Origin of the sequence: Streptomyces rimosus, from assembly GCF_008704655.1 — a bacterium.
In the GTDB taxonomy this organism is placed as follows: domain Bacteria; phylum Actinomycetota; class Actinomycetes; order Streptomycetales; family Streptomycetaceae; genus Streptomyces; species Streptomyces rimosus.
In genome coordinates this window covers 7,678,196-7,698,004 of the sequence record NZ_CP023688.1, presented here as the reverse complement: position 1 = coordinate 7,698,004, position 19,809 = coordinate 7,678,196, and the positions used below count along the sequence as shown (strand labels likewise).

Here is a 19,809-nt window from a genome sequence, read left to right as displayed (position 1 = left end):
GCGGCCGGACGCGGGCCCCGGCCGGAATTCCGCCCCTCAGCGCGCCTTCTGCGCCAGATTCAGCAAATGATCGGCGAGCGCCTGTCCGCCGGCCGGGTCGCGGCTGATGAGCATCAGGGTGTCGTCGCCGGCGATGGTGCCGAGGATGTCGTGCAGTTCGGCCTGGTCGATGGCGGAGGCCAGGAACTGGGCGGCGCCCGGCGGGGTGCGCAGGACCACGAGGTTGGCGGAGGCTTCGGCGGAGATGAGCAGTTCGCCGGAGAGCCGGCGCATCCGCTCCTCCTTGGCGGACTCCCCCAGCGGCGCCCGCGGCTTGCGGTCGCCGCCCTCGCTCGGTACCGCGTAGATCAGCTCGCCGCCGGTGTTGCGGATCTTCACCGCGCCCAGTTCGTCCAGGTCGCGCGAGAGGGTGGCCTGGGTGACGGACAGGCCGTCGTCGGCGAGCAGCTTGGCGAGCTGGCTCTGGGAGCGGACCGGCTGCCGGTTGAGGATGTCCACGATCCGGCGGTGCCGGGCGGTGCGGGTCTGCGGTACGGCAGGTCCCCCGTGCAGCGTCTCGTTGTCCTGCGCCTCGGTCATCGTTGTCGTCAGTCTCCGGATCGTTGTACCCCGTGTGCCCCCGCGAGGGCCGCGTCGAGGACGGCGGGGAGCTTCCGGAGGAACGTATCCGCTTCGTCGTCCGAGACGATCAGCGGCGGGGCGAGCCGGATGACGTCCGGCGCGACCGCGTTCACCAGGAGGCCCGCGTCCTGAGCCGCTCGCTGCACCTGCGGTGCGACGGGCTCGCACAAGACGATACCCAGGAGCAGGCCCGCACCGCGGACCTGGCCGACGAGCGGGTGCGCCGACGCCTCGATCCCGCCACGCAGCCGCTCGCCGACCCGCTTGACGTGGTCGAGCAGTCCGTCGGCCTCGATGGTGTCCAGGACGGCGAGCGCGCCCGCGCACACGACCGGGTTGCCGCTGAAGGTCGAGCCGTGGGTGCCGGGGGTGAGCAGGCCGGCGGCCGGGCCGAAGGCGAGGGTGGCGCCGATGGGCAGGCCGCCGCCGAGGCCCTTGGCCAGCGTGATCACGTCGGCCTCGACGCCCTGGGCCTGCGACTCCAGCCAGTGGCCCGTACGGCCGATGCCGGTCTGGATCTCGTCCAGGACGAGCAGGGTTCCGGTGGCGGCGGTGATCTCGCGGGCCGCCGCGAGGTAGCCGGGCGGCGGCACGACGACGCCGTTCTCGCCCTGGACGGGCTCGATGATCACCAGGGCGGTGTCGGTGGTGACGGCGGCGCGCAGCGCTTCGGTGTCCCCGTACGGTACGAAGTCGACGTCGCCCGGGAGCGGCCGGAACGGGTCCTGCTTGGCGGGCTGGCCGGTGAGGGCGAGGGCGCCCATGGTGCGGCCGTGGAAGCCGCCGGTCGTGGAGACCATGTGCGTACGCCCGGTCAGCCGGCCGATCTTGAAGGCGGCCTCGTTGGCCTCGGCGCCGGAGTTGGAGAAGTAGACGCGGCCGGGGCGCCCGGCGATCCGCAGCAGCCGTTCGGCGAGCGCGACGGTCGGCTCGGCGACGAAGAAGTTGGAGACGTGCCCGAGGGTGGCGATCTGCCCGGAGACCGCGCGGACGACGGCGGGGTGCGCGTGGCCGAGCGCGTTGACGGCGATGCCGCCGAGGAAGTCCAGGTAGGCGTTGCCGTCCGCGTCCCAGACCTTCGCGCCTTCACCGCGTACGAGGGGGACGCGGGGCGTCCCGAAGTTGTCCATCATGGCGCCCTGCCAGCGCTCGGTGAGCGTGGTGTTGGACGCTGTGATGGGCGCCGTGTCCGTGGCCGCGTCGCTCATGCCGCTCCCGCCTTCTCGCTCTCGCTGCTGCCCTTGATGTCCGCGATGCCGGCGGCGGCCGCCGGCTCGTCCGGCACGACCATCGTGCCGATCCCCTCGTCCGTGAAGATCTCCAGCAGGATCGAGTGCTGGACCCGGCCGTCGATGACCCGGGCGGTGTGCACCCCGTTGCGTACGGCGTGCAGGCAGCCCCGCATCTTCGGCACCATGCCGCTGGCCAGGTCGGGCAGCAGCTTCTCCAGCTCGGTGGCGGTGAGCCGGGAGATCACCTCGTCGCTGTGCGGCCAGTCCTCGTACAGGCCCTCCACGTCGGTGAGGACCATCAGCGTCTCGGCACCGAGGGCCGCGGCCAGGGCCGCCGCCGCGGTGTCCGCGTTGACGTTGAAGACGCCGGTCCCGTCGCCCGCGTCGGCACTGCGCGCGACGGAGGAGATGACCGGGATGCGGCCGTCGTCCAGCAGGGCCCGCACGGCGCCGGTGTCGATCGCGGTGACCTCGCCGACCCGCCCGATGTCCACCCGCTCGCCGTCCACCTCGGCGTAGTGCCGGGTGGCGGTCATCAGGTGGGCGTCCTCGCCGGTCATGCCGACGGCGAGCGGGCCGTGCTGGTTGAGCAGGCCGACCAGCTCCCGCTGCACCTGCCCGGCGAGCACCATCCGTACGACGTCCATCGCCTCGGGCGTGGTGACCCGCAGGCCCGCCTTGAACTCCGACTCCAGGCCCAGCCGCTCCAGCTGGGCGCTGATCTGCGGGCCGCCGCCGTGCACGACGACCGGCCGCAGCCCGGCGTGCCGCAGGAAGACCACGTCCTGCGCGAAGGCGGCCTTCAGCTCCTCGTCGACCATGGCGTTGCCGCCGAACTTGATGACCACGGTCTTGCCGTGGTGCCGGGTCAGCCAGGGCAGCGCCTCGATGAGGGTGCGGGCCTTGGGCAGCGCGGTGTGCTTGCGGGCGCTCATGAGGAGTACGCGCTGTTCTCGTGGACGTAGTCGGCGGTCAGGTCGTTGGCCCAGATGACCGCGGACTCGGTGCCGGCGCTGAGGTCGGCGGTGATCCGTACCTCCCGGTAGCGCATGTCGACCAGGTCCCGGTCCTCGCCCACCGAGCCGTTCTTGCAGACCCATACGTCGTTGATGGCGACGTTCAGCCGGTTCGGGTCGAACACCGCGGAGGTGGTGCCGATCGCGGACAGCACCCGCCCCCAGTTCGGGTCCTCACCATGAATGGCGCACTTCAGCAGGTTGTTACGGGCGATGGACCGGCCCACCTCGACCGCGTCGTCCTCGCTCGCCGCGTTCACGACCTCGATGCGGATGTCCTTGGTCGCGCCCTCCGCGTCCCCGATGAGCTGCCGCGCCAGGTCGTCGCAGACCGTGCGGACCGCGTCCGCGAACGCCTCGTACCCGGGTGTCTCACCGGACGCTCCGGAAGCCAGCAGCAGCACCGTGTCGTTCGTGGACATGCAGCCGTCGGAATCCACCCGGTCGAACGTCGTCCGCGTCGCGTCGCGCAGCGCCCGGTCCAGGACCGGCGCCTCCAGGTCCGCGTCGGTGGTCAGCACGACGAGCATGGTCGCCAGCCCCGGCGCGAGCATCCCCGCGCCCTTGGCCATGCCGCCGACCGTCCAGCCGTCCTTCGAGACGACGGCGGTCTTGTGCACACTGTCGGTGGTCTTGATCGCGATGGCGGCCTTCTCCCCGCCGTGCACGCTCAGCTCGACCGCGGCCTTCTCGATGCCCGGCAGCAGCTTGTCCATCGGCAGCCGTACGCCGATCAGCCCGGTCGAGGCGATGGCCACCTCGCCCGCGCTGTGCCCCTTGAGCACCTCGGCGGCCTTCTCCGCGGTGGCGTGGGTGTCCTGGAAGCCCTCGGGGCCGGTGCAGGCGTTGGCCCCGCCGGAGTTCAGCACCACGGCCGAAACCGTGCCGCCCTTGAGGACCTGCTCGGACCACAGGACCGGAGCGGCCTTGACGCGGTTGCTGGTGAAGACGCCGGCGGCGGCCAGTCGCGGCCCGTTGTTCACCACCAGGGCGAGGTCCGGGTTCCCGTTCTCCTTGATCCCGGCGGCGATGCCCGCCGCCGAGAAACCCTTGGCTGCCGTGACGCTCACGGTGCGACTCCGATCGTGGTAAGCCCCGTGGCCTCATCCAGGCCGAGGGCGATGTTCATGCTCTGCACCGCGCCGCCGGCGGTGCCCTTCGTCAGGTTGTCGATGGCGCTGACCACGACGATCCGGCCGGCCGCCGCGTCCAGGGCGACCTGCACCAGGGCGGTGTTCGCCCCGTACACGGCCGCGGTCGACGGCCACTGCCCCTCCGGCAGCAGCCGTACGAACGGCTCGTCGCCCAGCGCCTTGTCGTACGCGGCCCGCACATCGGCCGCGTCCACGCCCGGCCGGGCCTTGGCCGAGCAGGTGGCGAGGATGCCGCGGGGCATGGGCGCGAGCGTCGGCGTGAAGGAGACGGTGACCGGCTCCCCCGCCGCGGCGCTCAGGTTCTGCGCCATCTCCGGCGTGTGCCGGTGCACCCCGCCCACGCCGTACGGGCTCATCGAGCCCATCACCTCGCTGCCCAGCAGGTGCGGCTTGGGCGCCTTGCCCGCACCGGAGGTGCCGGAGGCGGCGACCACCACGGCCTCCGGCTCGGCCAGCCCCGCCGCGTACGCAGGGAAGAGGGCAAGCGAGACGGCCGTCGGATAGCACCCCGGCACCGCGATACGCCGCGCCCCGCGCAGCGCCTCCCGCGCCCCCGGCAGCTCGGGCAGCCCGTACGGCCAGGTCCCGGCGTGCGGCGAACCGTAGAACTTCTCCCAGGCCGCGGCATCCTCCAGCCGGAAGTCCGCCCCGCAGTCCACCACCAGCACCTCGGGCCCCAGCGCCTCGGCCACCGCGGCGGACTGCCCGTGCGGCAACGCGAGAAACACCACGTCGTGCCCGGCCAGCGCCTCGGCCGTGGTGGCCACCAGCTCCCGCCCGACCAACGGCCCCAGATGCGGCTGCACCGCCCCCAGCCGCTGCCCCGCATTCCCATGCGCGGTCACGGCCCCGATCTCCACCTCCGGATGCCCCAGAAGCAGCCGGAGAACCTCACCTCCGGCATACCCACTCGCTCCGGCCACTGCTGCTCGTACTGGCATGGGTCCTCCTCCTTGGAGGCATGACTATACGGATGGCGGCAGGTTTATGCAATGGGGGGGTGGGGTGGGAGGGGTGCTGCCGCTGATACGTGCACGCTTCAGGCGGCCCCTCAGCGCCTCAGCCGACCCGTGAGCGACTGAGTCCCGCCGAGTCTCCGTCCACCTGGGCTTCGCATCGCAGATCGCCCCTCGACCGCTTTGGCCGGCCGCGAGGAATCTCTCGACCCGCCCTTGTTCGGGCCCTCCTGGCCCTCTTCCGCACGGCGGCGCCATAACCAGCCGATCGCACGAGCCACCTGGCCGCGCGCCGTCAGGCACGCTCCATCGGATTGGCCAGGGTCCTGTCCGGCCACTGTCCGGCCACCAGCTTCGCTGCCGCACACTCCGGCTTGCGCTCGGCCTGGTCGCGGAAGAGATCGACGAAGGACTCGGCGAAGCCCAGGCGGGGGTATGCCGCGACGAGCGCTTCGACGAAGGCGGGGTCGAACGCGTCGAGTCCCGCCCCGGAGACATCCGCGCTCGTCCCCACCTGGAGCAGGCGGCTTTCCGGATCCTGCTCCGGCTCCACATCGTCCCGCATGTGCAGCACGATGAGTTCGGCTGCCCGGTGACGCCGTTCGCGCGGCCAGCCGAGACCGGCCGTGAAGACCCGCGCCAGGTGGCCGCCGGCCTCCTCGAAAGGGAGGGCGTGGCTGTCAAAGGGCGGGGTGAGCGCCAAGTCGTGCAGCATCGCCGAGACGAACAACAGCTCGCTGTCGAAATGGAGGCCGCGAGCCTGCGCCCAGGCCGCGCCGAAGAAGTACGAGCGCATCGAATGGTGGTACAGCGCGTCACCCGCGTACTCCGTACACACCGACTGCGCCAGTTCCATGGCCCGTCCCAAGCGAGCCTGTACCCCCGCGACTTCGATCAGCATTGCCCCGCCCCCATGAGAAAGATCGTCCTCTGAGCGCTCCAGCGTACGGTCGGGCGAGCAGGGCCACGGGCCGAGGGCGGGCCGACGCAGTCGAGGGCCGCAAAAATCCTGATCATCCTCCGGGCGGACATGGCAGGCTGACGCGGTGCTACCCGAACTGGTCCCGCACTTTTTGACCTGGGACGAAGTGGACCCCGCCCGCCACCCCTTCGACAGCGCGTCGGCCGCGCACGTGGTGCGCTCGCTGGGGCCGGCCCGGTGCGTGCCGCGCCGCCCGGACCTGCCGCTCAGCGATATGACACTCATCCGTTGGAGCCATGGTGAAGGCACGCTCTGGGCCGACGCCATGTCGCATGCGCTCGTGGAGCACTACGGGCCTTGGGCCATCGGCTGGCGCTGGGCGCACGACGAAGGGGACTTCGACGGAGGGCCGGTCGGCAGTTGGTGCTGCCCGCGGGACTCGATCGGTACTCCGGAGGAGACGCTCGCCCGGGTGGTCACGGCGCTGGGCGAGTGGCGCGGGTGGCTGGAGACCCTCGTCGGCTGGTTCGAGCGGTACCCGCTGGAACCGGCCGCGATCGAGGATCAGCGGATCCTGTGGGAGCGTGCCGCCCGCAACCTGATCCTCCAGGTGGCCGACCGCACCGGCTGCGGCAGCGGCTGGCACGGGCACTGCCGGCAGGTGCTCACGTGGTTCCTCGGTTACTGGGGGTTCGCGCCCGACGTGGCGCAGGACCTGGTCGAGCAGGCGGTCGGCGGGCGCTTCGAGAGCTGGACCGATCCCGGCCCGGTGCTGGTCGACGATGTCGCGGAGCGGCTCGCGCTGTCGCTGCGGCCGCAGCACGAGGCGTGGTCCGCCGGGCCCGCGCCTGATCACCTGGAACGCTGGCTGGCCGTACGCGGGACCGTGCCGTGGCACAAGGGCCCGGACGGCGGTGTGGACGGGCCGGTGATCCCGTCGCGTGACGGCGCGGCCGAGGACATCCGTTCCTTCGACGCCGCCGTGGACCCCGCCCGCGCCGAAGGTCTGCTCACCGCCCTTGAGTCGCTACGGGCCGACGCGGCGCGCGGCGCCCCGCTCGACTTCGCACTGCTCCGTGGCTGGCAGCAGCATGTCCTGGGCACAGCGGAGCCGCCGCCGTTCCGGAGTTCGCCCGCCTTCGCCAAGAGGGGCCGGGAGCGTTACGGCATCGGCCCGGACACCCGGGCCCGCCTCGACGCCTGCCTGGCCGAGAGCGCGCCCGGCAGCAGCAGCGGGCCGGGCGGCGGGCAACCCCTCTCCCTGATCGCCCGTGCCGCACGCGCCTACCTGGACGTCTGCTTCTTCCACCCCTTCGACGACGGCAACGCCCGGTCGGCCTTCCTCACCCTCGTCTACGTCCTGGCCCGCGAGGGCGTCGCGCTCGACTCGGTGGGCCTGCTCCGTCGCGTCGCCTTCCGGGCCGACGACCCGGAGGACGCGCTGTTCCTCGTCCGGTACCTGGGCGGTCACGTCACAGAATCCCGTAGACGCGCACTTAGCACCCCAGGTGCCCCCTGAGCACCCCCACGCACTCCCCCAACCGCCCCATTTTGCGGTTTCCGCAAAGAACTTTGCCGGTTCGTGGCGGGGAGCGGCAGGTTGACCGCGGAGGTGGTCATGATGACCCAGCATTCCGGGCCCGTCCCCGGGCCGAGCGCCCAGTCGTGGGACGCGATGTACCGCAGCCGCGACCAGGTGTTCAGCGGTGCGCCCAACCCCGTCCTCGTCAGCGAGGTCACCGGCCTGCCGCCCGGGCAGGCGCTCGACGTCGGGTGCGGTGAGGGCGCCGACGCGCTGTGGCTGGCCCGGCGCGGGTGGCAGGTCACCGCGGTCGACATTTCCCAGGTCGCGCTGCGACGCGCCGCCGCGGCGGCCACGGACCTCGCCGGCCGGGTGGCGTGGGCCCGTGCCGACCTGACCACGGCACCGCCCCCGGCCGACGCCTTCGACCTGGTGTCCGTCCAGTACTTCCCGCTCCGGCGCGAGCCGGACCACACCGCGCTACGCGGCCTGCTGGAGGCCGTCGCCCCCGGCGGCACCCTGCTCTTCGTCAGCCACGACCTGAGCGGCCTGACTCCCCGCCCGGAAGACGGCTTCGACCCGGCCGACTATTACGTACCCGACGAGATAGCCCAGCTCCTCGCCCCCGACTGGACCGTCCAATCCAACGAAACCCGCGCCCGAACGACCCCGCCGCCCGCCGGTACCCACCACACCCACGACACGGTGCTGCGGGCCCGACGGGCGCGGTGAGGGGGCCGGGCGAGTCCGGGCCCCTTACTCCCCGCTCTTCTCCCGCTTCTCGCGTTCCTGCTTGTGCTTCTCCTTGATCCGCACGGTTTCCTTGCGGACCTCGGCCTGGGTGGCGCGTTCCTTCTGGAGCCACTCGGGGGACTCGGCCTTCAGGGCGTCGATCTGCTCCGTGGTGAGGGGCTCGGTGATGCCACCGCGGGCGAGGCCCGAGATGGAGACGCCCAGCTTCGCGGCGACGACGGGGCGGGGGTGGGGGCCGTTCTGTCGCAGCTCCCGGAGCCACTCGGGCGGGTCGGTCTGCAGCGCGTTCAGTTCGGCGCGCGAGACGAGGCCCTCCTGGAATTCGGCGGGGGTGGCTTCGAGGTACACACCCAGCTTCTTCGCCGCGGTCGCGGGCTTCATCGTCTGGGTGTTCTGGTGCGACGTCATGATGTCAAGGGTATCGATCGTGTGCGCCACCTCTGACCACGACCGGTAACCTGGCGGAGTGACAGGCTCGGAAGAAACCCCTTCGTTCCGGCTCGCGTACGTCCCGGGGGTGACGCCCACGAAGTGGGTGCGGATCTGGAACGAGCGGCTGCCCGGCATCCCCCTCACGCTCGTCCCGGCGCCCGCCGCCGAGGCGTACGACGTGCTGCGGGGCGGCGGCGCCGACGCGGGTTTCGTACGGCTGCCGGCCGACCGTACGTACTTCAGCGCGATCCCCCTCTACACGGAGACGACCGTGGTCGTCGTCCCGAAGGACCACCTCTTCACGGCGGCCGACGAGATCACCGTCGAGGAACTGGCCGACGAGATCGTGCTGCATCCCCTCGACGACACCCTCGGCTGGGAGCGCCCGCCGGGGCAGCCCGCGTTCGAGCGGCCCGCGACGACGGCGGACGCGATCGAGCTGGTGGCGGCGGGCATCGGGCTGCTGGTCGTCCCGCAGTCGCTGGCGCGGTTGTACCACCGCAAGGACCTCAAGTACCGCACGCTGACGGATGCCCCCCAGTCCCAGGTGGCGCTGGCCTGGCCGGAGGAGCGCACCACCGACCAGGTCGAGGACTTCATCGGCATCGTCCGCGGCCGTACGGTCAACAGCACACGCGGCCGTACGCGGTCCGAGACCACGGACGGTCCGAAGGGCCGGCAGGCCGCGAAGGACGGCGCCCGCCAGAAGACCACGGGCGGCAAGCCGAGGGCCGGTCAGGGCGCCCGGGGCACGCGCGGCGGCTCCGGCTCGGGCAAGTCGGCCAAGCCCGCCCGGCGCGGCAAGCCCCGCCGCCGGTCGTAGGCGGTTTCGTCCGGGTCGGTCGGCCGTCGGTTCGGGTGTGCCGATGGCAGATGGGCAGCGGGCGCGAGTGTGGGCGGCGGTGTGCTGCGGCGGGATCGCCGCCAGGTGATCGGCGCAATCGCCTGCAAGTCCCGGACCGGAAGCCGGTGGGTGCACCTGCTGGAGAGGTACGGCAGCTGGCGCGGTGTCCACAACCCGATTTCTCCGGCCTCAGCCCGATGATCCGACCACAAACCGCCTAGTCACCGCGGTCGTCGCGCAGCGCTCTGCGACGTTCCTGTTCGCGCTTGGAGTAGGCGGCTGCCCGGACCACCTCGTCGTTCTCCAAGCCCGATCCAAGGGCGCCGCCCACGGTGGCGACCGAAGCGACGAACCAGGTCAACGTCCAGTACTCCGTGGCGTGAAGCGGGGCTCGTGTCATGGAAGCGAACACTCCGTCGTTGAGGACGAACAGCGCCCACACCAAGTTGATGAGCATCAGACCCACGTAGCAGACGAGCACCCCGATCGCCACGGTCACGACGGTCGAGGCGTTGTAGAGAGCCGCCCGCTGCCTCGCCTCCGGCGAGCTCTCCGGTGATCGATGCCACAGGTTCGCGTCCACGATCAGCCAGCCGATCATGATCGCGACAGACCCGATCGTGGCGGTCACCAGGCGTGGCGTGCTCAGATACGTGGCCAGGCTCCAGACGGTGGAGTTCACGGTGGCGACCGCTCCCGTGGCGAGTGCGGCCGCCAGGGCCTTCGACAGGCCCGGTACCAACCGCCACGGCCGGTTGGCACGGACCATACCGGCGAGCACCCGCAGGTAACCGCGCGGCCCGCTGACGACGTACCGGACGTCGTCGGTCTCCTTCTCACCGGACCGGTCCGGATGAACAGGCGCGAGACGATGGACGAAGGGCTCCGGAAGCGGCTGACTTCGTGAAGACCCTTCAGCCCCGGTGGTGTGCGGACCCGCCAGGCCAAGCACCGCTTCTTCAACGGCCCACCGGGCCCTCGCCTGCAGCCGCAGGCCCCCCAGCGAAGGAAGCGAGAGCAGCGCCAAGCCGTGGTCGTGATTCAGATCCACAGCGAGCTTGCACCCGTGCGAGTGCAGCGGGAGGTCGGTGAGGGCCACGACGATGTCCCAGTTCTCCGTACTCCCACGGTCCTTGATCCGGCGCATCAAGGTGGGCGGGTCCTCGGTCCCCGAGGTGAAGGGCTCACTGATCACCTCGACGTCGAACCGTCGCCCCTGGCCCGACTTGTCGGCGAGCCGGTCAGGAAGTGTCCGGGCCATGCGCTGAGCGATCTCCGTCGGCGCGTCCGGGTCCGCGAGGAGCGCCACGACCGTAACGTCCTGCGACGTCACCGGCATCGCTGGGCCCTTCCCGTCGGCTGTTCCCGCGATCGAGTGGCCACAGGATGCCCCCGGGATGGCGTCGGCGCCATGTGACACGCCGCCCCCGCCGGCCGGTGCAGGCGGGGCGGCCGGAACTCCTCGTTGCCCCAGTACGGGGCCTGCTCTCACCGACCCCGCCGTCAGCGGTCCGGGTGAGCAGCCGCCCACCCCCGCTCCAGCAGCGCGAACACCTCCTCCGCGGCACGTGCCGGGTCGGCGTGACCGTGCACGAGTTCGCGGGATTCCAGGGCGAAGTGGGCCAGTGCGGCGCAGGTGGCGTCGTCCTCGGGGGCGCCGACCTCCTGGGCGATGGCTCGGGCCAGAGCCGTTTCGTGGCGCATCCACATGCGGTGGGAGTAGTCGCGCAGCGCCGGGGTCTCGCTCACCAGGCGCAGGAACGGGGCGAACTCCGGGTGCCCGACATGGCCGCCCGGATGGATGATGTGGGCGCGCAGGGCCTGGGGGATCGACTGGCCGGGGGCCCGGTCGCGGACGGCGGCGACGAGGCCGGCCTCGATGTCGTCGTCCTGGTCGAAGACGAGCGCTTCCTTGCTGGCGAAGTGCTTGAACAGCGTGGTCACCGACACATCGGCGGCATCGGCGATCTCCTTCACGCCCACCTGGTCGAAGCCGCGTTCGAGGAAGAGTTCCAGCGCGGCGTCGGCCAGGGCCTTGCGGGTCTGGGCCTTCTTGCGTTCACGGCGACCGACGGGTGCGCCGGTCCCGGCGGGGACGGGGATCTTGGGGTGCGGGGCGGGTTCGGTCACGGTGCCAGCTTACGGCAAGGTGCATCGAGTCAGAAGGTTTAGTGATTGCGCTTTTTTAGTGGGTGTGCTTTTTTTGGATACGGCGCCGGGTGCTCGTTCCGGCGTTCCATCCACCCCGGAGGGGAACCGAACCCATGAATCTCACCCAGGACGCCCGCGTGGCGATCGCCGGCGGCGGCCTCGGCGGTCTCGTCTGTGCACGGATCCTTCAGCTCCACGGCCGTTCCGTGACCGTTTTCGAGCGGGAGACGTCCCCCGACGCCCGCTCGCAGGGCAGCACGCTCGACCTCCACCCTGGTACGGGGCAGGCCGCCCTCCGCGCGGCGGGCCTGCTCGACCGGTTCCACGCCCTGTCCCGCCCCGAGGGCCAGGAGTGGCGGAAGGTGGACCACGTCACTGCGGCCGCCCAGGAACAGGAGTGGCCCCCCGGGGACGAGGGCGCGGGTGTGGAGGACCGGCCGGAGATCGACCGCGGGCATCTGCGCGGGCTGCTGCTGGATTCGCTCGCGCCGGGAACGGTCCACTGGGGGCGCGCCGTCGGCGGTGCGACACCGCTCGGCGACGGCACCTGCCGCCTGGAGTTCACGGAGGGCGCCACCGAGGACTTCGACCTGGTCGTCGGCGCCGACGGCGCGTGGTCGCGGGTCCGCCCGGCCGTCTCGGAGGCGTTCCCCGAGTACACGGGCGTCACGCTCATCGAGACCGGCTTCGACGACAGCGACGTGCGCCACCCCGAACTGGCCCGGCTGGTCGGTCCGGGCACGCTGGTGGCGGAGTCCGGCTCGACGATGCTGTTCGCCCAGCGGAACAGCAACGGTCACATCCGCACCTATGTGGCGTTCCGGACTCCGCAGGACTGGCACACGACCGCCGGAGTGGACCTGAACGACAGGGCGGCGATGCGCGCGTACCTCTCGAAGCGGCTCGACGGGTGGGCCGAAGGACTGCGGTACGCCCTGCTCGACGGCGACCACGACTTCGTCAACCGGCCCCTGTTCGCGCTGCCGGTGCCGCACGTCTGGGAGCACGTCCCGGGCGTGACGCTGCTGGGCGACGCCGCGCACCTGATGCCGCCCCTCGGCGTGGGCGCCAACCACGCGCTGCTCGACGGCGCCGACCTGGCCCAGGCGCTGGTCGCCGAGGAGCGGGTGGACGACGCCGTGCGGGCGTACGAGGAGCTGATGCTGCCCCGGTCCTCGGAGCTGGCCAAGCAGTGCGCGGAGGGGCTGAAGCACATGGTGCCGTAGGCAGTGCCCGAAAGGGTGACCGGTCGGCCGCCGGGGCCTTCAGTAGCCGGCCGGCCGTACCAGCCCCGTCTCGTACGCGAAGACCGCCGCCTGGGTCCGGTCGCGCAGGCCCAGCTTGACCAGCATGCGGCTCACGTGGGTCTTCACGGTCTGCTCGGCCACCACCAGGCGCTCGGCGATCTCCGCGTTCGACAGGCCCTGGGCGATCAGGGAGAGGACTTCGGTCTCGCGTTCCGTCAGATCGCCGACGCGCTCCTTGAGGGGCGCCCGGGGCGCGGCGGCCATCCGGGAGAACTCGGCGATCAGGCGTTTGGTGATGTTCGGCGCGAGCAGCGCGTCGCCCGCCGCCACCACCCGTACGGCCTGCGCGAGTTCGGCGGCCGAGGCGTCCTTGAGGAGGAAGCCGGACGCGCCGGCGCGCAGCGCCTCGTACACGTACTCGTCCAGATCGAAGGTGGTCAGGACGAGGACCTTGACGGTCGATCCGGCGGCCTCGGTGAGGCGGCGGGTGGCCTCGATGCCGTTGAGGCCGGGCATGCGGATGTCCATCAGCACGACGTCGGGGGCGAGTTCGGCGGCCTTGTCGAGGGCGTCGAGTCCGTCCACGGCCTGGCCGGCCACCTCGATGCCGGGTTCGGCGTCGAGCAGCACCGTGAAGCCCTGACGGACCATGACCTGGTCGTCGGCGATCAGCACGCGGATGGGGGTCGTCATGGGGTGGTGTCCTCGGTGGGGTCGGCGGGCGGACGGGTCGATGGTGTGGAGGCCGGATCGGGTGCCGTGGCGGGGGCTCCGGTGGGCAGGACGGCGGTCACTTCGTAGCCGCCGTCGGGCGTCGGGCCGGTGGCCAGTTCGCCGCCCAGCATGGCGGTACGTTCGCGCATGCCGAGCAGTCCGTGGCCGGCCCCCGGGGAGGCCGCGGCGGGGCGGTCCGGTGCGGTGTTGGTGACGCGGACGGTGAGGGCGCCCGTGCGGTACGCGATCGCCACCGCGACGCGCGCGCCCGGCGCGTGCCGCATCGCGTTGCTGAGCGCTTCCTGCACGATGCGGAACGCGGACAGTTCGACGCCCGGCGACAGCGGGCGCCGCCTCCCGGTGACGTCGGTGGTGACCGTGACCCCGGCGGCGCGGACGTTGCCGACCAGCTCGTCCAGCCGGTCGAGGGTGGGCTGCGGGGCGTGCGGGGCGGTGCCGTCCCCGGCGTACTCGGGAGTGCCGTACGCCGGTGCCTCCTCCGACCGCAGCACGCCCAGCACGCGGCGCAGTTCGGTCAGTGCCTCCACCGCGTTGGTACGGATGCCCGTGAGGTTCTCCTTCAGCGCGTCGGACGGGTTCTCGGCCAGGTGCGGGGCGACCTGCGCCTGGATGGAGATCACCGACATGTGGTGGGCGACCACGTCGTGCAGTTCCCGGGCGATCCGGTTGCGCTCCTCCAGGAGCGCGCGGCGGGCCCGCTCCTCCGTGGTGATCCCTTCCTGGACGACCAGTTCGGTACGGGCCACCTGTCGGCCGCGGAGGGCGGCGCCGACCACCACGGCGATGGTGAGGACGGCCACGGCGAGGCCGATGCCGGAGGCCCGGAGCGGAGCCCCGGCCTGCGTCGCGCCGGCTCCGCACACCAGGCCGGCGACAAGGGTGACCGCCAGCGCCCCGGCCGCCGCGCGGAAGCGGAGCCGCAGCGCCAGCAGGAGGAGCACAACGGCCTGCGCGGCAAGCCCCGCAGTCGTCCAGGGGTAGAGCCCGCCCCGGTCGACGGGGAACTCCCTGACCGCCGCGGGACCGTCGCCCGGCCATAGGGGCAGCCCATGCGGTGCGGCCACGTATTCCACGCCCGCCACGACGGCGACCATCGCCGCCGTCGCCATCCACCAGGCCACCACCGGCCGGAACGCCGCCACGATGACCGCCAGCGCCTGCACGGAACCGAGCAACAGCGCCAGCCGCATGTCGAGGGTCTGGCGTCCGCCGTGGGCCAGGTCGCTGACGCTCAGCGCGCAGAGGAACGGCGCAGCCGACGCCAGCACCAGCACAATCACCGGCTGCCAGATCAACCACCCCGGCCGCTCCCCCGGCGGCGGCCCCACGGCCCCCGCCACCAGGTCCTCACGCAGCGCGCGCGGCAGCCCCTTGACGGCCGTGACCAGCCGCTTCCTCGCCCGCGTACGGGCGCTCGCCCCGTTCTCCCCCACAAGCTGCACCTTAAGCACCGTGCACCATCTCTTCCCGGGCGGGCCGCCCTTCGTGTACCAACGTCGTTTTGGACGGCTTCCGTCGCTCGTGCGTCTCGTGCGCGCGGAAGGCCGTCCAGCAGATCAGGAGCGCCACCGCGAACACCGGCAGCCAGGCGATCCGGGCCGCCACCCAGACGGCGCCGTCGGGCTCGGTGTGCAGGCCGGGGAGTGGGTGCTCCGCGAGCAGGCCGGTTGCCGTGACCGCCATCAGCGCGGTCTGGTGCCAGAGGAAGACGGTCATCGCGGAGAGGTTGAGCAGCGCGACGGCGGCCCAGGCCGCGGGCCGTGCGAGGAGCCGCCGCAGCGGGTCGCGGAGCAGCAGGGCCGCTCCGCACTGGGCGAGGCCGAACGTTACGGCTGCCAGGGTCGGCGGGTTGAGGTTGGAGACGGCGGCACCCGGTACGCCGACCATCGAGGCCGGGTATCCGGCGTATCCGACGAGGAGCGCGGTGGCGGCCGCTCCCCCGGCCAGCAGCACCCAGCCCGTCGTACGGCCCCGCAGCCCGCCCCGGGCCCACAGCGCGCCCAGGCAGTACGGGACCAGCCAGCCCGCCGCCACATTGACCCAGCCGAGCGCGTCCGGCCCGCCGAGCCCGTACCGGACGATGTCGACCGCCAGGACCACCGCCAGCGGCCACAACGGATGCACCTTCGCGACCAGCGGAGTGGCCGCCGTGAGCGCCGTGAGGACGAGCAGGAACCACAGCGGCGACCAGACCAGCTTGAGCAGGGTCCGTACGGTCGCCAGGTCCGCGCCCGAGGCGAGCATCGCGCCCGCGACCACGGCCCACAGCGCGAGCAGGGCGACGACGGGCCGGTAGAACCGCGCGATACGGGTACCGAGCCACCGCCCGTACGAGACGCCCCGGGCGCGGGCCGCCGCGTAACTCCGTACCGCCACCTGCCCGCCGACGAAGAAGAACACCGCCAGGGTCTGGAACAGCCAGGAAATCGGAGTGAGTTGAGGCAAGTGCTGGAGCGGGCTGGCACCGCGTACGGTTCCGCTGTCGGTGACCAGTGCGGTCACCAGCCAGTGCCCGAGGACGACGCCGAGGATGGCGGCGGCCCGGAGGGCGTCGACGGCGCGGTCGCGGGTCGGCGGGGTGGCGGCGTCGATGCGCCGGGCGAGGCTCCGCAGATCGGCCCCCCGGAGAGCCGGTCTCCTACCCACGGCCGCTCACCGCCGCGTACTCCCCCGCCACAATGCGCGCGAGGTTCCGCAGCGACACCGAACCGGCCTTCAGGTAGTCGCCGTGACCGCCGGAACCGGCGTCGAAGGTCCGGGCGCCGAACGCGCCCGATACCGGGTCCGTCCCGAAGCCGAGGGTCATGAAGGGGAGGCGGATCCGCACGTACGGCACGTGGGCGATCCAGTCCCCGGCGCTCCGGCCCGCCCAGACGGTGGCCCGGGTGTGCAGGTCGCGGACGCTGTCCACACCGGTGCCGGGGCTGCCGTAAACGATGATGCCGGCGACCCGGAGGTCCGGGGCGGCACGGGCGCAGACGACCGAGCCGTAGGAGTGGCAGAGCAGCGAGACGCGGGCAGCAGGCTTGGCAACGGTCAACTCGTCGAGGAAGTCGACCAGTTGAGGGGCCGCCGCTTCGGCGAGTGCCGGGGTCAGGATGTCCGGGCTCGTCAGGCTGGGCGTCGCGTAGCCGAGCCAGGCGACGACGGCCGACCGGCCGCCCAGTTCCCGTTGCAGCGCCACGGCGTCGGCGCGGAAGCGTTCGTACGTGTCGAGGCTGGTGTCCGAGCCCGGTACGAGGACGGCGATGCGCTCGGCCCGCGCCAGGTCGCCGACGACTTCGGCGGTCCGGCCGCCGTCCCTGCCGTCGAAGGAGAGGAACTGCCGCGTGGGCGCCGCCATGGCGCGCAGCGCGGCGGCCCGCGTCCGGTCACCGTGGTGCGCCGCCGCGCGCTCGGCCGCCAGGATGCCGTCGCGGCCGGCGGCGTAGCGTCCGGCGAGGGCGGCCGGGGTCGCGGCGGTGAGCGGCGCGAGGGCGGCGGGTGCGGGGGCCGGTACGGCCGCGGGGCGGGCCGCGCCGGACACCGGCAGCGCCACCGAGGCGGTGACGAGCGCGGCGAGCAGGGCGCGGTGCAGGCGGCGGGCGCGTGGGCGGGTCGCCATGTGGGGTTCCTTCCGTACCGGTGAAGTGCGGGCTGCGGTACGGAATGTATGGATCACGCCGTGTGGTCGGCGTCCCGCCGGGGAGTGCACCTGGCGCGTAGCTCCTGAGTACTACAGGTAGGGGCCGGCCACGGGAAGCGGAACGGGTCCGCCCCGGCCGGCGGAAGTGCCGGCCGGGGCGGACCCGTGCGGGTGGCGCGGCGGACGGGGCGCCCCGTCCGCCGGTGCCGGATCAGCTGCCGAGGGTCGCCAGCGCCTCGTTGAACGTCTGCGACGGGCGCATGACGGCCGCGGCCTTGGCCACCGAGGGCTGGTAGTAGCCGCCGATGTCGACCGGCTTGCCCTGGACGGCGATCAGCTCGTCGACGATCTTCTGCTCCTGCTCGGCCAGCGTCGCCGCGAGGGCCGAGAAGGACTGGGCCAGCTGCGTGTCCTCGGTCTGCTTGGCCAGCTCCTGGGCCCAGTACATGGCCAGGTAGAAGTGGCTGCCGCGGTTGTCGATCCCGCCGAGCTTGCGGCTGGGCGACTTGTTCTCGGCGAGGAACGTGCCGGTCGCGCGGTCGAGGGTGTCCGCGAGGATCTGGGCGCGCGCGTTGCCCGTCTTCTGCGCGAGGTGCTCGAAGCTCACCGCGAGCGCGAGGAACTCGCCCAGGCTGTCCCAGCGCAGGTAGTTCTCCTTGACCAGCTGCTGGACGTGCTTGGGCGCGGAGCCGCCGGCGCCGGTCTCGAAGAGGCCGCCGCCGTTGATGAGCGGCACCACCGAGAGCATCTTGGCGCTGGTGCCCAGCTCCAGGATCGGGAACAGGTCGGTGAGGTAGTCGCGCAGCACGTTGCCGGTGACCGAGATGGTGTTCTCGCCGCGGCGGATGCGCTCGACCGAGAACTTCGTCGCCTCGACCGGGGACATGATCTCGATCTGCAGGCCCTCGGTGTCGTGCTCGGGGAGGTACTGCTTCACCTTGGCGATGAGGTTCGCGTCGTGCGCGCGGTCCTCGTCCAGCCAGAACACCGCCGGGTCGCCGGTCGCGCGGGCGCGGGTGACGGCCAGCTTGACCCAGTCGCGGATCGGGATGTCCTTGGTCTGGCACATGCGGAAGATGTCGCCGGCGCTGACCGTCTGCTCCAGAACGGCGTTGCCGTCCTTGTCGAGGACCCGCACCGTGCCGGTGGCCGGGATCTCGAAGGTCTTGTCGTGGCTGCCGTACTCCTCGGCCTTCTGCGCCATCAGGCCGACGTTCGGCACCGAGCCCATGGTCGACGGGTCGTACGCGCCGTTGGCCTTGCAGTCCTCGATGACGGCCTGGTAGACGCCGGCGTACGAGCTGTCCGGGATGACGGCGAGGGCGTCCTGCTCCTGGTCGTCCTTGTTCCACATGTGGCCGGAGGTACGGATCATGGCCGGCATGGAGGCGTCGACGATGACGTCGCTGGGGACGTGCAGGTTGGTGATGCCGCGGTGCGAGTCGACCATGGCCAGGTCCGGGCCCTCGGCCAGCTCCGCGTCGAAGGACTTCTTGATCTCCTCGCCCTGCGGCAGCGACTCCAGGCCCTTCCAGATGCCGCCCAGACCGTCGTTCGGGGTCAGGCCGGCCTGGGCGAGCACGTCACCGTACGCGGCGAAGGTCTTCGGGAAGAAGGCGCGCACCACGTGGCCGAAGATGATCGGGTCGGAGACCTTCATCATCGTGGCCTTCAGGTGCACCGAGAACAGGATGCCCTCGGCCTTGGCGCGGGCGACCTGCTCCTTGAGGAACTCGCGCAGCGCGGCGACGCGCATGACGGAGGCGTCCACGACCTCGCCGGCGAGCACCGGTACCGACTCGCGCAGCACGGTGGTCGAGCCGTCGTCACCGGCCAGCTCGATGCGCAGCGCGCCGTCCTCGGCGATGACCACGGACTTCTCGGTGGAGCGGAAGTCGTCGCCGGTCATGTGCGCGACATTGGTCTTCGAGTCGGCGGACCAGGCGCCCATCCGGTGCGGGTTGGCCTTGGCGTAGTTCTTCACCGAGGCGGGGGCGCGGCGGTCGGAGTTGCCCTCGCGCAGCACCGGGTTGACGGCGCTGCCCTTGACCTTGTCGTAGCGGGCGCGGATGTCGCGCTCCTGGTCGGTCTTCGGGTCGTCCGGGTAGTCCGGCAGCGCGTAGCCCTGCTCCTGCAGCTCGGCGATGGCCGCCTTCAGCTGCGGGATCGAGGCCGAGATGTTCGGCAGCTTGATGATGTTGGCCTCGGGCGTCTTCGCCAGCTCGCCCAGCTCGGCGAGGGCGTCGTCGATCCGCTGGTCCTCCTGGAGCCACTCCGGGAAACCGGCGATGATGCGGCCCGCCAGGGAGATGTCACGGCTCTCCACCGCGACCCCGGCCGTCGAGGCGTAGGCCTCGATCACCGGCAGGAACGAATACGTCGCCAGGGCCGGGGCCTCGTCAGTGTGGGTGTAGATGATGGTCGAGTCAGTCACCGGTGCTCCGCTCCACGTCTGCAACATTGCTCGACATCAAGATATCTCGTGATCGGGCCCTTCCAGGAAGGGCCCTGCCCGTATGGGGTGGATGAGGTGGGGCGGGCGGGCCGGCGGCCTGCGTGAAGCCGCCGTGGCAAGCCGCCCGACCGCCTCCGTAGTGCG

Annotated in this window: 18 protein-coding genes; 4 read left to right on the top strand and 14 right to left on the bottom strand. The window is 72.0% G+C overall.

The window, feature by feature from the left end; all coding sequences use genetic code 11:
* Positions 1–36: 36 nt before the first annotated feature.
* The 6 genes from CP984_RS33665 to CP984_RS33640 all read right to left on the bottom strand — a co-directional run bounded on the left by CP984_RS33665 (position 37) and on the right by CP984_RS33640 (position 5,835).
* Positions 37–579 carry an arginine repressor gene (locus tag CP984_RS33665; protein WP_003982563.1) on the bottom strand — a complete coding sequence of 181 codons (543 nt, stop codon included), beginning with the start codon at positions 577–579 and terminating at the stop codon, positions 37–39.
* 8 nt (positions 580–587) lie between these two features.
* Positions 588–1,829 (bottom strand): acetylornithine transaminase, encoded by a 1,242-nt coding sequence (locus CP984_RS33660; RefSeq protein WP_003982564.1) that lies wholly within the window; start codon positions 1,827–1,829, stop codon positions 588–590.
* Positions 1,826–2,788, bottom strand: a complete 963-nt coding sequence (argB, locus tag CP984_RS33655) for an acetylglutamate kinase (RefSeq protein WP_003982565.1) — start codon at positions 2,786–2,788, stop codon at positions 1,826–1,828. Before argB ends, CP984_RS33660 begins: the two co-directional genes overlap by 4 nt.
* Positions 2,785–3,939 (bottom strand): bifunctional glutamate N-acetyltransferase/amino-acid acetyltransferase ArgJ, encoded by a 1,155-nt coding sequence (gene argJ, locus CP984_RS33650; protein WP_003982566.1) that lies wholly within the window; start codon positions 3,937–3,939, stop codon positions 2,785–2,787. Before argJ ends, argB begins: the two co-directional genes overlap by 4 nt.
* Positions 3,936–4,964, bottom strand: a complete 1,029-nt coding sequence (gene argC / locus CP984_RS33645; RefSeq protein ID WP_003982567.1) for an N-acetyl-gamma-glutamyl-phosphate reductase — start codon at positions 4,962–4,964, stop codon at positions 3,936–3,938. The genes argJ and argC overlap by 4 nt, the downstream gene beginning before the upstream one ends.
* A gap of 310 nt (positions 4,965–5,274) precedes the next feature.
* Positions 5,275–5,835: an HD domain-containing protein gene (locus CP984_RS33640; protein ID WP_003982568.1), complete on the bottom strand. Its 561-nt coding sequence runs from the start codon at positions 5,833–5,835 to the stop codon at positions 5,275–5,277.
* A gap of 190 nt (positions 5,836–6,025) precedes the next feature.
* On the opposite strand from CP984_RS33640, the gene CP984_RS33635 reads away from it, so the two are divergent.
* Positions 6,026–7,420 carry a Fic family protein gene (locus tag CP984_RS33635; protein ID WP_030178109.1) on the top strand — a complete coding sequence of 465 codons (1,395 nt, stop codon included), beginning with the start codon at positions 6,026–6,028 and terminating at the stop codon, positions 7,418–7,420.
* A 99-nt stretch (positions 7,421–7,519) separates the two neighbouring features.
* On the top strand, positions 7,520–8,155 hold the full coding sequence (locus CP984_RS33630) for a class I SAM-dependent methyltransferase (RefSeq protein WP_226048728.1): 636 nt from the start codon (positions 7,520–7,522) through the stop codon (positions 8,153–8,155).
* A 24-nt stretch (positions 8,156–8,179) separates the two neighbouring features.
* Here CP984_RS33630 and CP984_RS33625 read toward each other — a convergent pair whose 3' ends face one another.
* Positions 8,180–8,584: a DUF5997 family protein gene (locus CP984_RS33625; RefSeq protein WP_030178113.1), complete on the bottom strand. Its 405-nt coding sequence runs from the start codon at positions 8,582–8,584 to the stop codon at positions 8,180–8,182.
* Positions 8,585–8,642: 58 nt separating this feature from the next.
* Between CP984_RS33625 and CP984_RS33620 the strand changes: the two genes are divergently transcribed.
* The gene (locus CP984_RS33620) at positions 8,643–9,431 is read left to right on the top strand and encodes a LysR family transcriptional regulator substrate-binding protein (RefSeq protein WP_078575426.1); all 789 of its coding nucleotides are present in this window, start codon (positions 8,643–8,645) and stop codon (positions 9,429–9,431) included.
* 238 nt (positions 9,432–9,669) lie between these two features.
* Here the strand turns inward: CP984_RS33620 and CP984_RS33610 are convergent, their stop codons facing one another.
* Positions 9,670–10,791, bottom strand: a complete 1,122-nt coding sequence (locus CP984_RS33610) for a hypothetical protein (RefSeq protein WP_003982573.1) — start codon at positions 10,789–10,791, stop codon at positions 9,670–9,672.
* Positions 10,792–10,955: 164 nt separating this feature from the next.
* Positions 10,956–11,582: a TetR/AcrR family transcriptional regulator gene (locus tag CP984_RS33605; RefSeq protein ID WP_003982574.1), complete on the bottom strand. Its 627-nt coding sequence runs from the start codon at positions 11,580–11,582 to the stop codon at positions 10,956–10,958.
* Between the two features lie 134 nt (positions 11,583–11,716).
* Here CP984_RS33605 and CP984_RS33600 point away from each other — a divergent pair, with 134 nt between their 5' ends.
* Positions 11,717–12,829, top strand: a complete 1,113-nt coding sequence (locus CP984_RS33600; protein ID WP_003982575.1) for an FAD-dependent oxidoreductase — start codon at positions 11,717–11,719, stop codon at positions 12,827–12,829.
* 39 nt (positions 12,830–12,868) lie between these two features.
* Here the strand turns inward: CP984_RS33600 and CP984_RS33595 are convergent, their stop codons facing one another.
* The 5 genes from CP984_RS33595 to CP984_RS33575 form a co-directional block, all read right to left on the bottom strand.
* A complete protein-coding gene (locus CP984_RS33595; RefSeq protein WP_003982576.1) occupies positions 12,869–13,543 on the bottom strand; it encodes a response regulator in 675 nt (224 codons plus the stop codon).
* Positions 13,540–15,018 (bottom strand): sensor histidine kinase, encoded by a 1,479-nt coding sequence (locus CP984_RS33590; protein ID WP_003982577.1) that lies wholly within the window; start codon positions 15,016–15,018, stop codon positions 13,540–13,542. The genes CP984_RS33595 and CP984_RS33590 overlap by 4 nt, the downstream gene beginning before the upstream one ends.
* A gap of 10 nt (positions 15,019–15,028) precedes the next feature.
* Complete coding sequence (locus CP984_RS33585) at positions 15,029–16,231, bottom strand: acyltransferase family protein (protein ID WP_003982578.1); 1,203 nt, start codon at positions 16,229–16,231, stop codon at positions 15,029–15,031.
* Positions 16,224–17,189 carry an alpha/beta hydrolase gene (locus CP984_RS33580; protein ID WP_030178120.1) on the bottom strand — a complete coding sequence of 322 codons (966 nt, stop codon included), beginning with the start codon at positions 17,187–17,189 and terminating at the stop codon, positions 16,224–16,226. The genes CP984_RS33585 and CP984_RS33580 overlap by 8 nt, the downstream gene beginning before the upstream one ends.
* 232 nt (positions 17,190–17,421) lie before the next feature.
* Positions 17,422–19,644: an NADP-dependent isocitrate dehydrogenase gene (locus tag CP984_RS33575; protein ID WP_003985834.1), complete on the bottom strand. Its 2,223-nt coding sequence runs from the start codon at positions 19,642–19,644 to the stop codon at positions 17,422–17,424.
* Positions 19,645–19,809 lie beyond the last annotated feature (165 nt).

Bases quoted from the DNA above. Each gene is read 5' to 3' on its own strand.
- CP984_RS33665 (WP_003982563.1), bottom strand. From the start codon at position 579: ATGACCGAGGCGCAGGACAACGAGACGCTGCACGGGGGACCTGCCGTA.
- CP984_RS33660 (WP_003982564.1), bottom strand. From the start codon at position 1,829: ATGAGCGACGCGGCCACGGACACGGCGCCCATCACAGCGTCCAACACC.
- argB (WP_003982565.1), bottom strand. From the start codon at position 2,788: ATGAGCGCCCGCAAGCACACCGCGCTGCCCAAGGCCCGCACCCTCATC.
- argC (WP_003982567.1), bottom strand. From the start codon at position 4,964: ATGCCAGTACGAGCAGCAGTGGCCGGAGCGAGTGGGTATGCCGGAGGT.
- CP984_RS33640 (WP_003982568.1), bottom strand. From the start codon at position 5,835: ATGGAACTGGCGCAGTCGGTGTGTACGGAGTACGCGGGTGACGCGCTG.
- CP984_RS33630 (WP_226048728.1), top strand. From the start codon at position 7,520: ATGATGACCCAGCATTCCGGGCCCGTCCCCGGGCCGAGCGCCCAGTCG.
- CP984_RS33625 (WP_030178113.1), bottom strand. From the start codon at position 8,584: ATGACGTCGCACCAGAACACCCAGACGATGAAGCCCGCGACCGCGGCG.
- CP984_RS33610 (WP_003982573.1), bottom strand. From the start codon at position 10,791: ATGCCGGTGACGTCGCAGGACGTTACGGTCGTGGCGCTCCTCGCGGAC.
- CP984_RS33600 (WP_003982575.1), top strand. From the start codon at position 11,717: ATGAATCTCACCCAGGACGCCCGCGTGGCGATCGCCGGCGGCGGCCTC.
- CP984_RS33595 (WP_003982576.1), bottom strand. From the start codon at position 13,543: ATGACGACCCCCATCCGCGTGCTGATCGCCGACGACCAGGTCATGGTC.
- CP984_RS33580 (WP_030178120.1), bottom strand. From the start codon at position 17,189: ATGGCGACCCGCCCACGCGCCCGCCGCCTGCACCGCGCCCTGCTCGCC.